The 14,936-nt window shown below is 68.2% G+C and carries 11 protein-coding genes and 1 tRNA gene; 9 read left to right on the forward strand and 3 right to left on the reverse strand.

Annotated elements, in window-relative coordinates; translation table 11 throughout:
• Positions 1 to 19 precede the first annotated feature (19 nt).
• Positions 20 to 1,825, forward strand: coding sequence for an aminopeptidase P family protein (locus tag ASE90_RS02860; protein ID WP_055995650.1), 1,806 nt, complete (start codon positions 20 to 22; stop codon positions 1,823 to 1,825).
• Here ASE90_RS02860 and putA read toward each other — a convergent pair.
• Positions 1,811 to 4,906, reverse strand: a complete 3,096-nt coding sequence (gene putA / locus ASE90_RS02865; protein WP_055995653.1) for a bifunctional proline dehydrogenase/L-glutamate gamma-semialdehyde dehydrogenase PutA — start codon at positions 4,904 to 4,906, stop codon at positions 1,811 to 1,813. The genes ASE90_RS02860 and putA overlap by 15 nt on opposite strands.
• A gap of 232 nt (positions 4,907 to 5,138) precedes the next feature.
• Here putA and ASE90_RS02870 point away from each other — a divergent pair, with 232 nt between their 5' ends.
• Together ASE90_RS02870 and ASE90_RS02875 are read left to right on the forward strand one after the other, a co-directional pair.
• Positions 5,139 to 5,618 carry an Lrp/AsnC ligand binding domain-containing protein gene (locus ASE90_RS02870; protein WP_055997169.1) on the forward strand — a complete coding sequence of 160 codons (480 nt, stop codon included), beginning with the start codon at positions 5,139 to 5,141 and terminating at the stop codon, positions 5,616 to 5,618.
• A 147-nt stretch (positions 5,619 to 5,765) separates the two neighbouring features.
• Positions 5,766 to 6,296 (forward strand): alpha/beta hydrolase, encoded by a 531-nt coding sequence (locus ASE90_RS02875; RefSeq protein ID WP_055995656.1) that lies wholly within the window; start codon positions 5,766 to 5,768, stop codon positions 6,294 to 6,296.
• A gap of 347 nt (positions 6,297 to 6,643) precedes the next feature.
• Here ASE90_RS02875 and ASE90_RS02880 read toward each other — a convergent pair whose 3' ends face one another.
• Positions 6,644 to 7,096 carry an Lrp/AsnC family transcriptional regulator gene (locus tag ASE90_RS02880; protein ID WP_055995659.1) on the reverse strand — a complete coding sequence of 151 codons (453 nt, stop codon included), beginning with the start codon at positions 7,094 to 7,096 and terminating at the stop codon, positions 6,644 to 6,646.
• A 121-nt stretch (positions 7,097 to 7,217) separates the two neighbouring features.
• On the opposite strand from ASE90_RS02880, the gene alr reads away from it, so the two are divergent.
• Both alr and ASE90_RS02890 read left to right on the forward strand, forming a co-directional pair.
• Positions 7,218 to 8,330, forward strand: a complete 1,113-nt coding sequence (gene alr, locus ASE90_RS02885; protein ID WP_055995662.1) for an alanine racemase — start codon at positions 7,218 to 7,220, stop codon at positions 8,328 to 8,330.
• Positions 8,318 to 9,568 (forward strand): D-amino acid dehydrogenase, encoded by a 1,251-nt coding sequence (locus ASE90_RS02890; RefSeq protein WP_055995665.1) that lies wholly within the window; start codon positions 8,318 to 8,320, stop codon positions 9,566 to 9,568. The genes alr and ASE90_RS02890 overlap by 13 nt, the downstream gene beginning before the upstream one ends.
• Here ASE90_RS02890 and ASE90_RS02895 read toward each other — a convergent pair.
• Entirely contained in the window at positions 9,562 to 11,535 is a 1,974-nt protein-coding gene (locus tag ASE90_RS02895) for an EAL domain-containing protein (protein WP_200910768.1), read from the reverse strand. The genes ASE90_RS02890 and ASE90_RS02895 overlap by 7 nt on opposite strands.
• Positions 11,536 to 11,763: 228 nt before the next feature.
• On the opposite strand from ASE90_RS02895, the gene moaA reads away from it, so the two are divergent.
• The 4 genes from moaA (at position 11,764) to ASE90_RS02915 (ending at position 14,842) form a co-directional block, all read left to right on the forward strand.
• Entirely contained in the window at positions 11,764 to 12,762 is a 999-nt protein-coding gene (gene moaA, locus ASE90_RS02900) for a GTP 3',8-cyclase MoaA (protein ID WP_055995671.1), read from the forward strand.
• Entirely contained in the window at positions 12,759 to 13,526 is a 768-nt protein-coding gene (locus tag ASE90_RS02905; protein WP_055995674.1) for an NAD kinase, read from the forward strand. The genes moaA and ASE90_RS02905 overlap by 4 nt, the downstream gene beginning before the upstream one ends.
• Positions 13,527 to 13,884: 358 nt before the next feature.
• Positions 13,885 to 13,959, forward strand: a tRNA-Asn gene (locus ASE90_RS02910).
• A gap of 223 nt (positions 13,960 to 14,182) precedes the next feature.
• The gene (locus ASE90_RS02915; RefSeq protein ID WP_055995677.1) at positions 14,183 to 14,842 is read left to right on the forward strand and encodes a CC0125/CC1285 family lipoprotein; all 660 of its coding nucleotides are present in this window, start codon (positions 14,183 to 14,185) and stop codon (positions 14,840 to 14,842) included.
• Positions 14,843 to 14,936: the final 94 nt, after the last annotated feature.

Consider the following 14,936-nt stretch of genomic DNA (forward strand, 5'->3'; position numbering starts at 1 on the left):
GGCTGGTAACCACGCGGCCATGACCAACAACTACCACGAACGCCTTGTCGCCCTGCGCACCCGCCTCGCCACGCTGAACCTCACCGGGTTCGTCGTGCCGCTGACCGACGAACATATGAGCGAATATGTCGGCGACTATGCCCAGCGCCTCGCCTGGCTGACCGGGTTCAAGGGGTCGGCGGGCAGCGCGGTCGTGCTGCGCGACACGGCGGTGATGTTCACCGACGGCCGCTACACGCTGCAGGTCCGCGAACAGGTCGACGCCGCCGACTGGCAGTTCGTGCAGGTGCCCGCGACGTCGATGACCGACTGGCTGCGGGGTGCCGTGCAGGCCGGTGATAGGATCGGCTATGATCCATGGCTGGCGACGGTCGATTGGGTCGCGTCCGCACGGGAGGCGCTGGCCGATGCCGGCGCGGAGCTGGCGGCGATCGACACCAACCCGATCGACGCGCTCTGGCGCGATCGCGCCGCCCCCTCGCCCGCGCCGATGGGTGTGCAAGACGATGCGCTGACCGGTCGCACCTCTGCCGAAAAGCGTGCGGCGATCGGCGAATGGCTGACCGAACGAAGGGCGGACGCGGTGATCCTGTCGGCGCTCGATTCGATCGCATGGACATTCAACGTGCGCGGGACGGACGTGGCGCATACCCCGGTCGCGCTCAGCTATGCGATCGTTCATGCCGACGGCACCGCCGATCTCTTCGCCGCGCCCGGCAAGGTCGGCGACGATGTCGTCCGCCATCTCGGCAACGCGGTGACGGTCCGGCCGATGACGGCGTTCAAGGACGCGCTCGGCCAGTTCGCCGGCAAGCGCGTCGCTGCCGACCCCGATCGTGCCGTCGCGGCGATCCACGAAACGCTGCGACTGGGCGGCGCGACGATCGTCGCCGAACGCGATCCGACCGTTCTTGCCAAGGCGATCAAGAACCCCGTCGAGATCGCCGGCCACGCCGCAGCGCAGGCACGTGACGGTGCGGCGATGGTCCGCTTCCTGAAATGGTTCGAGGAAACCGCACCGTCGGGCACGCTGACGGAATTGTCGGCATCCGACCGGCTGGAGGCGATGCGCGCCGAAACCCGATGCTTACGCGACCTATCGTTCGACACGATCAGCGCCACCGGCGCGCACGCCGCCAGCCCACACTACAAGGCGACGGTCGAGAGCGACGCGGCGATCCTGCCCGGCCAGCTCTATCTGATCGATTCAGGCGGGCAGTATGCCGATGGCACTACCGACATCACCCGCGTCATGCCGGTCGGGGCCGTGTCCGACGAAATGCGCGACCGCTTCACGCGCGTGCTGAAGGGGCATATCGCGATCGACACCGCCATCTTCCCCGACGGAACGCTGGGCGGGCACATCGACGGCTTCGCGCGACGGCCCTTGTGGGAAGCAGGGCTCGATTACGCGCATGGCACCGGCCACGGCATCGGCAGCTATCTGTCGGTGCATGAAGGACCGCAGCGGATCGGTGCGCCCAATTATCCGGGCGGCGGACCGATGGAGCCGCTGCGCGCCGGCATGATGCTGTCGAACGAGCCGGGCTATTACAAGGCGGGCGAATACGGCATCCGCATCGAAAACCTGCTGCTGGTAGTCGAACGCGACATCCCCGGCGGCGACCTGCCGATGCTGGGATTCGAGACACTGACCTTCGTGCCGATCGAGCGGACGCTGATCGTACCGGCGCTGCTGACGCCGACCGAGCGGGCGTGGGTCGATGCCTATCACGCTCGCGTCGCCGACCTGCTGACGCCGCTGCTCGACCTCGAGACAGCGGCGTGGGTCGCTGCGAAGTGCGCGCCGTTACAGGTTGAGTAGCGCCGGGTCGCCGCCCTTCGCCATGATGTTGATCGAGGTCGATCGCTCGGCGGCATAGCGCAGCAGCGCGTCGGGACCGCCCGCCTTCGGGCCGGTGCCCGACAGTCCTTCGCCGCCGAACGGCTGCACGCCGACGACCGCGCCGATGATCGAGCGATTGACATAGACGTTGCCCGCCGGAACCAGCGCCGCGACTTCCTCGGCAAAGCGGTCGATGCGACTATGGATGCCGAGCGTCAGGCCATAGCCGCGCGCCGCCAGCTTGCCCGCAACATCGGGGAGATCAGCCGGATCATAGCGATAGATGTGCAGGATCGGGCCGAATACCTCGCGTTCGAGGAAGTCGGGGTTGGGCACTTCGGCGATGACCAGCGCGAAATAGGTGCCGCGTTCGTCCCAACCGCGCACATCGGCGCGGAACAGGATCTTCGCCTCGCGCTCCAGCCGTTCGACATGGGCGTTCAGCGCGCCACGGGCATCGGCGTCGATGACCGGGCCGATATCGGTCGCCGGATCGGACGGATCGCCCAACACCATGCAACCCGCCGCGCCGACCAGCGTCTCGATCACCGCATCGGCGGTATCCCTGGGCAGGTACAGCAGGCGCAGCGCCGAACAGCGCTGTCCGGCCGAGCCGAAGGCCGACAACAGGACGTCGTCGACGACCTGTTCGCGCAGCGCACTGGTGTCGACGAACAGGCCATTCAGGCCGCCGGTTTCGGCGATGAACGGCAGGATCGGGCCGTTGCGGTTGGCCAGCGTGCGGTTGATCGCCCACGCGGTATCGGTGCCGCCGGTGAAGGCGACGCCGGCGATCGCGGGATGCGTGACCAGCGCCGCGCCGACCTGTGCGCCATCGCCGGGGAGTAGCGCGAGCAGGTCGGGATCGAGGCCGGCGGCGTGGAACAGGCGGACCGCTTCATGGGCGACCAGCGGGGTTTGCTCGGCGGGTTTGGCGAGAACGGCGTTGCCGGCGGCAAGTGCGGCGGCGACCTGTCCGGTGAAGATCGCGAGGGGGAAATTCCATGGGGAAATGCAGACGAAGACGCCGCGACCGTGGAGTTCGATCTGGTTCACCTCGCCCACCGGACCCGGCAGCACGGTCGGGCCGGCGAAGCGGGTTTCGGCCAACAGTGCGTAATAGCGGCAGAAATCGATCGCTTCGCGGACCTCGGCCACGGCATCGTTCAGCGTCTTGCCGGCTTCGGCGGAGAGGATGGCAATGAAGCGGTCCATCTGCGCGTCTAGGGCGTCGGCCATCGTGCGCAGCACCTTGCCGCGACCGACGCCGCCAAGGGCGTTCCAGCGGGGTTGGGCGGTGCGGGCGAGTGCTGCGGCCTGGTCGATTTCGCTGGGGGTAGCGGGGCTTACCGAGCCGATGGTGCGGCTGTGGTCGACGGGGCTGACCATGGTTGCGGCACCCACACCAAGGGTCGATTTGCCGCCGATCAGGGGGGTGGCGTGGATGTTGGCGAAGGTGTCACGTACCGATGCCGCCCCGGACCGGACCGAGGCGATCGAATAGTCGCGGCCAAGGGGGTTGGCGCGGCCGGGATAGATGTCGGATGGGGACGGAAGGCGCGGATGTTGGCGCGGGGAGGCCGCCACCGCCGCGACCGGGTCGGCGACCAGTTGCGCCGCGGGGACTTCCTCGTCGAGGAGGGCGTTGACGAAGCTGCTGTTCGCACCGTTTTCGAGCAGGCGGCGGACCAGATAGGGGAGCAGTTCCTGATGCCCGCCGACCGGCGCATAGGCCCGCAGGATCAGCTGGTTATCGCCGGTTCCTGACGCGGCGCGGTACAGCCCCTCACCCATGCCGTGCAGGCGCTGGTGCTCGATCGCCACGCCCGCGCGCGTCGCCATGTGCCGCACCGCCATCAGGCTGTGGGCGTTATGCGTCGCAAACTGTGGGTAGAGCGCGGGCGCGGCGGCGATCAACTTGTGCGCGCAGACCAGATAGGACAGGTCGGTCGCGGCCTTCGACGTGAACACCGGATAGCCGGGATGCCCGGCGATTTGGGCGCGCTTGACCTCGCTGTCCCAGTACGCGCCCTTGACCAGCCGGACCATGATCCGCCGCCCGGTGTCGCGCGCCAGCCGTTCCAGCCCGTCGATCACGCCACGCGCACGCTTGCCATAGGCCTGCACGACGACGCCGAGACCGGTCCAGTCGCCAAGCTCGGCCTCACGCGCCAGCCGGTCGATCAGCTTGAGCGACAGCGCCAGCCGGTCGGCCTCCTCGGCATCGATCGCGAGGTTCAGGTTGTGGCGGGCACCGATCAGCGCGAGCCGCTTCATCCGCGGATAGAGGTCGGCGAAGACGTCCTCCTCGCGCACCGCTTCATAGCGCGGACACAGCGCCGAGAGTTTGACGGAGACGCCATGCCCCTGTTCGGGGGTACTGCCGGGCGCGCGGGCACGACCGACGGCATCGATCGCGGCGGCATAGATATGTTCGTAGCGATCGGCATCGGCGGCGGTCCGTGCCCCCTCCCCCAGCATGTCGAACGAGCAGAGATAGCCTTCCTTGGCGGCACGCTTCAGCGCCGCCTCGATCGTCGCGCCCAGCACGAACTGGTCGCCCATGATGCCGACCGCCGCCGCCAGCGCGCGACGGATGACCGGTTCGCCCAACCGCCCGGCCAGCCGCCGGATCGTTTCGCCGACCCCCGCCGGACCTTCGTCGCCGACCAGCTTGCCGGTAAGCGTCAGGCCGATGGTCGAGGCGTTGACGAACAGGCTGGACGATTGCCCAAGATGCGCCGCCCAGTCGGCGGTCCCGACCTTTTCGGCGATCAGCCGGTCGCGGGTCGCGGCATCGGGCGTGCGCAACAGCGCCTCGGCGAGGCACATCAGCGCCAGCCCTTCCTGCGTGCCCAGCGAGAATTGCTGGAGGAAGCCTTCGACCACGCCGGGCTTGGCGGCGGCGGCACGGGTGCGCTCGACCAGCGTCGCGGCCTTGGCGACGATCTCGCTGCGGTCGGACTGGGTCAGCGGCACCTGTGCCAGCAACTGCGGCAGCAGGACGCTTTCGTCGGTGAACTTGTCGGCGTCCAGGGCATCCCAGTCGATCGCGGGCATTCGTCTCTCCGTGTGGCGGTTCCTCGGTATATCGCGGTTTGTAGCGAAGGTGTTTCGTATGATTGCCGGGTTTGGCGATATTCCTTGCCCATTCCGGACGTTCGCCGCCAGAATATTCATTATCCATCGTCATCCCGGGGCAGGCCGGGATCCATGGTTCCGCAGGTGCCGACGCCGTCGATGTTGCGGATCGGTGGATCCCGGCCTGCGCCGGGATGACGAGGGGGAGATCATGCTTGGGCCAAACAAGGGAAGCCCGATGGACCAGACCGACCGCAAGCTGCTGCGCGTGCTACAGGGTGACGGGCGCATCACCAATCAGGCGCTGGCGGCGCAGTGCGGCATCTCCCCCGCTGCCTGTTTCGAACGGGTGCGACGGTTGCGGGAAAGCGGCGTCATTCGCGGTTATGCCGCGCTGCTCGACCCGGAGAAACTCGACCGGTCGCTGCTGGTATTCATCGAAGTGCTGCTCGACCGGACGACCGACGACGTGTTCACCGCATTCGGTCATCACGTTCGCGACCTGCCCGAAGTGCTGGAATGTCATATGGTTGCGGGCGGTTTCGACTATCTGTTGAAGGTTCGCATGGCTGACATGGCGGCCTATCGCGCGTTCCTCGGCCGGACGCTGACGACCGTGCCGGGGGTGCGCGAAACGCGGACCTATGCGGTGCTGGAGGAGGTCAAATCGACGACGGCGCTGCCGCTGTGATCGGCCGGTGGCGGCGTGTGAACCGCGGCCGCCGCGCGGTTCGTGGTGGCGAAGGATCGCTTGACCGCCTTGCAGCCCCCAACACGGTTGCGCCGGTTCACCGCTGTGGTAGCTTTCCTGTCGATATCCTGAACGGGAGACGAAACCATGGTCGCGATTGCTGCTGCCCGCTGTTCGGTTCTTGCCCTGTCCGACGGGGCACCGCCGCCCGTGCTGCGCGAGGCGGTGGACCGGTTGCGCGCGACCCTGTTGCCGCTGGGGCGACAGACCGATGGGGATCGCAACCTGCTGGGTGCGCGGATCGACCGGTTCGTCGGGGAGGCCGATCGGCAGGTGATCCTGCTGGCGCACGGCGCCGGATGCCGTGCGGCGGCGTGGTGGGCGCGGCTGTCGCCCGCCCATTATGTCGAACGGGTGGCGGGGGCGATTCTGGTCAACCCGACGATGGAGGCGGGGGCGGATCGCTTTGCCTCCCCCGCGACGCTGCTGCCGTTCCGATCGGTGACGGTCGACCGGACCGGGCAGATCGAGGCACTGGCCCGCGAATGGGGCAGCGAGTTGCTGGCACCGGAGAGCGCGGTGCGCGGCGGCGGGCTGATCGGGTTGATCGAGCGGTTGAGCGGTGCGGTGGTTGCGCATGACGTGCGGACCGCGGAGAAGCTGGCGCGGTTGCGATAGGGTTGGGTTTTCGGGGCCTGGGCTTTCATGCTGCCCCTTGCCCCTTCCGTTTGCTTCGAGCGAAGGTTCGAGCTTGTCGAGAACCGTAGTCGAGAAGGGGTTGTCCCGAACGACCAAGTTCTCGACGGACACTTCTCGACTTCGCTCGAAGCTGCTCGAACCGAACGGGGTTGTTGGGGATTCGAGTGTTACTCCGCAGCCGTTCGTGCTGAGTAGAGGCTGGGCGAACTCGAAGACCCGTATCGAAGCACCTGCCACGAACGGTCCTTCGATACGCCATTTCGACAGCTCAATGGCTACTCAGGACGAACGGCCGCTCGGATAATCGGCAAGGCTTGGCGTAACGCCTACCGCCGCCGCGGCATCAGCGCGTTCCGCATCGCGAAGCTCGAATTGATCCGCGTCACGCCGGGCAGGCGCGACAGGATGTCGGTGTGCAGCGCCTCATAGGCCGCCGCCGAATCGACCGCGACGCGTAGCCAGTAATCGGACTGGCCGGTCATCAGCCAGCATTCCTGAATCTCCGCATGGCGGCGCACCGCGGCTTCGAAACGGGAGAGATATTCCTCGGTCTGGCGCTCCAGCGTGACCTGTACGATCACGGTCGCACCATGGTCGTTGGGGTCGGTGCGGGTGACGACGGTGTAGCCGCGAATGACGCCGGCCTCTTCGAGCAGGCGAACGCGGCGCAGGCAGGCGGAAGGCGACAGGCCGACCTCCGCGGCGAGAGCGTTGTTGGTGCGCCGCGCGTCGAGGCGGAGCAGGTTCAGCAATTTGCGATCGATCGCGTCGAGGTTCATCGAATCTTGCTTTCCTGCCGCAGGATGTTGCGCAATCGGCCGAATATGACCGATCCTGCACGACAAACGCATCCTCTGCACGTGATTTGGTATTAGGATCGGAATCGGAGATCATGCCGCCATGACGTTGTTGACCATCGACCTCGACGCCCTTGCCGCCAATTACCGGATCGTCGCGCGCACCGCCGCGCCGGCGCGGGTCGCAGGGGTGGTGAAGGCCGATGGCTATGGGCTGGGTGCGGCGCTGGTCGCGGGGGCGCTGTATGGCGCGGGGTGTCGCGATTTCTTCGTCGCGCTGACGGCGGAGGCGAGCGCGCTGCGGCCGTCGCTACCCGCCGATACGCAATTGTTCGTGCTGAACGGAATCGCGCCGGGCGAGGAAGCGGCGCTGATCGCGGCGGAGGCGGTGCCGGTGCTCAACTGCCCGGCGGACATCGCGCGCTGGGCGGCGGCGGCGCGGATCGTCGGGCGGCGATTGCCGGCGGCGGTGCAGGTCGACAGCGGCATGTCGCGGCTGGGCCTTGCCCCCGGCGACGTGGCGGCGCTGGCGGCGGATGGCGGGCCGCTCGCCGATCTCGAAATCGTGCTGGTGATGAGCCATCTGGCGTGCGGCGACGAACCCGATTCGGCTGCGAACGCGGCGCAGCGGGCGCGGTTTGCCGAACTGGCGGCGATGCTGCCCCCCGCGCCGCGCTCGCTCGCCAATTCGGGCGGTGCGTTTCTGGGTGCCGGATTTCATGGCGATCTGGTGCGGCCGGGGATCGCGCTGTACGGCGCGGCACCGCAGATGGGGCGCGACAATCCGATGCGGCCGGTGGTCGCGCTCGACGCGCGGATCGTGCAGTGGCGCGACGTTCCGGCGGGGACCGGGGTCGGCTATGGCCTGACGTCGGTCGCGGCGCACGACCGGCGGATCGCGACCCTGTCCTATGGCTATGCCGATGGCTGGCCGCGATCGCTCAGCAACCGGGGCGCGGCCTATGTCGGTGGCTATCGCGCGCCGATCGCCGGGCGGGTGTCGATGGACAGCATCTGCATCGACGTGACCGACGTGCCCGGCGACGTGCTGGCGGCGGCGGGCCGGGCCGAGCTGATCGGACCGAACCAGACGATCGATCGCGTCGCCGCCGATGCCGGCACGATCGCCTATGAAATTCTGACCGGGCTGCGCCACCGCCATGCGCGCCGCATTCTGGGCGTTCGGCAAGAGGGGGCAGTGCAATGCGCGTCGTGATCCTGGGCGCGGGGGTGATCGGGGTCACCTCCGCATGGTATCTGGCACAGGCGGGCCATGAGGTCGTGGTGATCGACCGGCAGGCGGGGCCGGCGCTGGAGACCAGCTTCGCCAATGCCGGGGAGATTTCGCCGGGCTATGCCTCACCATGGGCCGCGCCGGGCATTCCGGCCAAGGCGGTGAAGTGGCTGTTCATGGAACACGCCCCGCTGATCCTGCGGCCGCAGTTCGACCTGGCGATGTTGCGCTGGCTGGTGGCGATGCTCGGCAACTGCAATGCGCGCGACTATGCGGTGAACAAGGCGCGGATGGTGCGGCTGGCCGAGTACAGCCGCGACCAGCTGATCGAGCTGCGCGGCGCGACGGGCATTTCCTATGACGAGCGGTCGCAAGGCACGTTGCAGCTGTTCCGCGAGGAAAAGCAGCTGGCGGGGATCGACAAGGATATCGCGGTGCTGAAGGCCGATGGCGTCGCCTATGAGGTGCTCGACCGCGCCGGGTGCATCGCCGCCGAACCGGGACTGGCGGGCAGCAACCAGCCGCTGGCGGGCGGGCTGCGCCTGCCGGGCGACGAGACGGGCGATTGCTTCAAGTTCACCAATGCACTGGCGAAGATGGCAGCGGATGCCGGGGTCGAGTTCCGCATGGGGACGACGATCACGCGGCTGGTGCGGCAGGGCGACCGGATCACCGGCGTCGAAACCGATGCCGGACCGGTGACCGGCGACGCGTATCTGGTGGCGATGGGCAGCTTCTCGCCGCAGCTGCTGGGTCCGGTGGGGTTGCGGGTGCCGGTGTATCCGGTGAAGGGCTATTCGATCACCGTGCCGATCGTCGACGCGGGCCGCGCGCCGGTGTCGACGCTGCTGGACGAGAGTTACAAGGTCGCGATCACCCGGCTGGGCGACCGCATCCGGGTGGGCGGCATGGCGGAGATTTCGGGGTTCAACAACGACCTGCCCGAAGCGCGGCGGGCAACGCTGGAATATTCGCTGGGCAGCCTGTTCCCCGGTGCCGGGGACACGTCGCGGGCGAGTTTCTGGAGCGGCCTCAGGCCCATGACGCCCGACAGCACGCCGGTGGTCGGACCGACGAAGTTCGGCAACCTGTTCCTGAACACCGGGCACGGGACGCTCGGGTGGACGATGGCATGCGGATCGGCGGCGGTGATCGCCGACCTGATGTCGGGCAGGCGCGCCGCGATCGAGACGGCCGACCTGTCGATCGCGCGCTACTGATCCAGCAGCGCGGCCAGCGCCGGGCCGGTCAGCGGTTCGGCGCACAGGAACCCCTGATACAGCTGGCACCCCTCGGTCGCGAGCGCGTCGCGCTGTTCGACCGTCTCGACCCCCTCGGCGATGATCGTCAGGTCGAGCGAGCGGGCCATGTCGATCACGCCGCGCACCACCACCCGGTCGCGGTGCGACCCGACGATGTCCTGCGTCATCCGCCGGTCGAGCTTGAGATAATCGAGCGGTAGCGCCTTCAGATAGGCGAGGCTGGAATAGCCGGTGCCGAAATCGTCGATCGCCACCCGGCACCCCGCCGCGCGCAGCGTCGCGAGCAGCCCGGCGGCCTCGCCCAGTTCGGCGATCAGGCCGCTTTCGGTCACCTCGACGGTCAGCCGGTCGCGCGGGAACCCGCTGGCATCGGCGCAGGCGAGCAGCGTTTCGGCGAAATCGGGCCGGGCGATATCCTCTGCCGTGACGTTGATCGACAGGCGCAGTCGGGCGAGCGGCGGTGCCCACGCGGCGGCGATGCGCAGCGCCAGTTGCTGGACATGCCCCGACAACGCCCCCGCCAGCCCGGCATGGGCCGCAGCGGCGAACAGCAGTTCGGCCCCCAGTTCGCCGCGATCGGGATGCTCCCACCGCGCCAGCGCCTCGACGCCGACGATGGCACCCGACAGCAGATGGACCTGCGGCTGGAACCGGATGCCGATCTCACCCCGGTCGATCGCGCGGCGGATGCCGGCGGACAGCGAGCGGTCGTCGTCGGACGCCCAGCGCTCCGCCACGTCGTCGGCAGGAACGCCGGGCAGCGCGTCGCGCATCCGGTCGAGCAGCGCCGCGCCGTCCTCGCCGGGGCGGGCGATGCCGAACGCCTGTTCGAGGAGCAACGTCACCATCGTGCTGCCCGCGACGAACGGGCGGGCCAGTGCCTGTGCCAGTGCCGTTTCCAGGCCGGCGTCCGCACCGTGCGGCAGGAGGACGGCGAATTCGGTACCGCCCAGCCGGGCCAGCGCCGCGCGTGCGACCCCGGCGTCGCGCACCGCGCGCTCGATCCGGCGCTCGACCGCGCGCAGCAACGCATCGCCGACGCCGCGCCCCTGTTGCCGGTTGATCGCGTCGATGCCGCGGATCGTGAGCACCCGTGCGCCGGGCAGTTCGCCCCCCTTGATCCGGCGGTCGAGCCAGCTGCGTGCGCCAGCGAGGTCGCGCACCGATCCCAATGCCTCGCGCACCGCCGCGCCGATATCGCCGACGCGGGTCAGCGGCTCGACCAGCGCGTGCAGCCGATGGGTATGCGGGTCGCGCGCGACATGCTGCACGACGCGCCCCAGCCCCGGCAGGTCGTGCGCGAAGGCGGTCGCGGGCAGTGCGTCGCCCAGCCGCCGGATCGCCGTCAACGCCGTCCGTCGCCCCGCCCGGCCGATCGAGCGCAGCGCGGTCCGCGACGAACCGAGTTCGCGCAGGCCGAGCGCCTCCGCCAGCGCCGGCGTCAGTTGCAGCGTGCCGCGTTCGCCGTCATGCCGCCAGCCGAGCGCCGCCCCGCCGCCGGCCTGCGGATCGTGCCAGCCGCCGCCCATGCGGATGACGTAGCGCTCGGCCGATCGCACCGCCTGCAACAACATGTCGGCCGCGATCGGGCTGACGAGGAAATGGGTGGCTCCGGCATCGTGCAACGCGCCCAGTTGCGGCGAATCGCCGCGCGCGACCAACACCAGCAATGCGTCGCCATGGCCGGCGACCTGCGCCAGTTCGGCGGTGGCGGCGATCGCCTCCTGCACCGCGCCGCGCGCATCGATGATGACGATCGCCGCACCGCTGGCGGCGACGCGCTGGCGCAAACCCTCGGCCCGGCGGGCGGCGACGACGTGCCAGCCGCCGCGCGACAGGATCGCGGCCAGTTCGTCGCGTTGCCGGAATGACAGCACGAACAGCGTCCGCTCGCGCGTCGCATCGTGGCCTTGCCAACCGGTCATGCCCCCCGTCATCGTCCGACTGTATGAGGCGACCGGCGTGGCGGCAATGGACACTTGCGGTCCGCCACCGGACGATGGCGATGTCGCCGGGTAGTGCCCTGCAAGCCACCCCGTCCGCGAAGCGCAGACCCGCCATGCGCCGCCAGCCCCCTTCCCGCTGCCATCCTGGCGGTGCGCCATGCACCCGCGCCTTGCCCTGCCCCGCATCCACCCCTAACTTGGCCCACAATGTCCTGCGCCCCCAATCTCATCGATGCGCATGGCCGCACCATCCGGTACCTGCGAATATCGGTGACCGATCGCTGCGACCTGCGTTGCCGATATTGCATGGCGGAGGCGATGACGTTCCTGCCGCGTGCCAAGGTCCTCAGCCTCGAAGAGATCGCGCTGATCGCCGAGCGGTTCGTGGCGCGCGGTATCGACAAGATCCGCCTGTCGGGCGGCGAACCGCTGATGCGGCGCGGCGTCACCGAATTGTGCCAGCGGCTGGGGGGGATGGTCGGCGGCGCACTCGACGAACTGACCATGACCACCAACGCCACGCGGCTGCGCGATCATGCTCCCGCGCTGGCCGATGCCGGTATCCGGCGGATCAACGTCAGCCTCGACAGTCTCGACCCCGATACCTTCCGCTATGTGACACGGCACGGCGACGTCGCGCAGGTGGTCGACGGCATCGCCGCCGCGCGCGAGGCAGGCATCGCGGTGAAGATTAACATGGTGGTCCTGAAGGGGCTGAACGAGGATCAGGTCGGCGAGATGCTCGACTGGTGCGGCCGCGAGGGGCACGACCTGTCGCTGATCGAAACGATGCCGCTGGGCGCGATCGACGAGGATCGGACCGACCGGTTCGTGCCGCTGACGCGGGTGTTCGACACGCTGGCGCAGCGCTTTACGCTGACCCGTGACGCGCATCGCACCGGCGGGCCGGCGCGCTATTGGCGGGTGGGCGAACATGGCAACCGGCTGGGGCTGATCTCGCCGCTGACCGACAATTTCTGCGGCGGGTGCAATCGCATCCGGCTGACGACCGAGGGCAAGCTGTATCTGTGCCTCGGTCATGACGATCATGTCGATCTGAAGGATGCGTTGCGCACCGGCGGGCTGGATGCGGTCGATGCCGCCCTCGACGCCGCGTTGCCGCGCAAGCCCGCCGCGCATGATTTCCGGATCGAAGCCGGGGCCGCCCCGGCCGTCGCCCGTCACATGAGCGTGACCGGCGGATGACGCGCCTTGCCCTGCTCGCATCGCCGACGGCGCAGTCGCGCGCGGCCGAAGAGACGCTGCGCGCCCGCTACGACTTTCGCGGGGTCGAGGATGCCGACCTGATCGTCGCACTGGGGGGCGACGGCTTCCTGTTGCAGGTGCTGCACATGCTGCTGGAACGGCGGCGGACGGTGCCGGTGTTCGGCATGAACCTCGGCACGGTCGGGTTCCTGATGAACGAATGGCGGATGGACGAGCTGGACCGGCGGCTGGGCCGCGCCAAGCCGTTTCGCGTATCGCCGCTGACCATGACCGCGACGACGATGGACGGCGATGTCCGCGTGCTGCCCGCGATCAACGAGGTGTCGCTGCTGCGCGAGACGCGGCAGACGGCGAAGCTGGAAGTGTCGGTCAACGACCGGGTGGTGATGCCCGAACTGGTATGCGACGGCATCCTTGCCGCCACACCGGCCGGGTCGACGGCATATAACCTGTCGGCCAACGGCCCGATCCTGCCGATGGGATCGGCGATGCTGGCACTGACCCCGATCAGCCCGTTCCGGCCGCGGCGCTGGCGCGGGGCGATCCTGCCCGACAAGGCGCGGATCACGTTGAAGGTGCTCGAACCTGAAAAGCGTCCGGTATCGGCGGTTGCCGACCAGCGCGAAGTGCGCGACGTGGCGCGGGTCGATGTCGTCATCGACCGGGTGCGCGACCTGACGCTGTTGTTCGACCCCGAACACGCGCTCGATGACCGGATCACGATGGAGCAATTCGCCGGGTAGCGTTCGGGTTGCCCGAAGGGCACGAAGAAGAAATTGGTTTGCGCAGAGACGCGGAGGCGCGGAGAGGTTGCGATCTACGCAGCCCGCACCTGCGCCGGCGGCCGAGTTCCATGCTTTCAGAACGCTCAAGGTCTTCCGCTCGCGCGCGACCCGCTCGGTGCTACCCCTCTCTGCGCCTCCGCGCCTCTGCGAAAATCTACCTGACTTCTTCGCGCCCCTCGCGCCTTCGCGTGAACCCCACCTTCTTCCGTGACCAAAATGCCCGGAAAACCGTACCCTCCCGGCATTCTTCCGAAAATTCGGAAATAACCGCTTGCAAACCCCGAATCCGCTGGTAGAGACGCGGCCTCGCAGTTGTTCCCTGATAGCTCAGCGGTAGAGCTCTCGACTGTTAATCGAGCGGCCGTAGGTTCGAATCCTACTCAGGGAGCCAGCGACACCACCGGAAAATTTGGATTTTCCCCGCCAGGGGTACCGCGATCTCGCGGTGACCTTTTTTCCGATTTGCGGCGTCTGCGATCGACGATCGATCGAACCCGGAAATGCTTCGTCATATACAGCTGAACCGGCGTTCAGCATCGGGTAATCTCCGATACGGCACGGTCCGTCGTGCTGCGTCCACGGACCCGAACCCGTGGCAGATCGTTGTTCCGGCAATGGACGATCGCCATGGGTCGGTAGCCATGGCGGCATTGGAGAAACTGATGTTGCTGCACCCTCCCCACCGTGTCCGCCTTCGCGCGATCGGCACGACTCTTGTCGGAGCGCTGGCACTCGCCGCCTGCGCGACGCCGACTCCCTATCAGCCGGCATCCGGCTCCGGCTTCTATCGCAACGGTTATAGCGACCAGCAGGTCGAGCCGAACCGCTATCAGGTGAGCTTTTCCGGCAACAGCCTAACCTCGCGCGAGACGGTCGAGCGGTATCTGCTGTATCGCGCCGCGCAGCTGACGCTGGAGCGTGGCTATGATTATTTCCTGATGGCCGACCGCGACACCAATTTGCGCAGCCGGACCTTTTCGACGCCGGGCGTCGGCGGGTTCGGTGGCTGGGGCGGTGGCTTTGGATGGGGCGGTTGGGGTCCGGCATGGCGCTATCGCAGCCCGGCATTCGGCTGGCGCGCATGGGACCCGTTCTGGGGCGATCCGTTCTTCGACCGCTCGGTCGATATCCGCACCGTCGACAAATATGAGGCGATGGCGGAAATCGTGCTGGGCAAGGGTCCCAAGCCCGCCAACAACATCCGCGCCTTCGACGCGCGGGCAGTGTTGCAGAGCCTCGGGCCGAGCGTGATGGAGCCCGAACCACGGCGATGAAGCTGCGACAGGGGTAGAAACAGGAAGGCCGCCGTTCCCATGGGGACGGCGGCCTTTTCTATGGCGCTGACGAATTACGCCAAGCGATCCATCG

This window comes from Sphingomonas sp. Leaf67, assembly GCF_001421965.1.
Taxonomy (GTDB): Bacteria; Pseudomonadota; Alphaproteobacteria; order Sphingomonadales; family Sphingomonadaceae; genus Sphingomonas.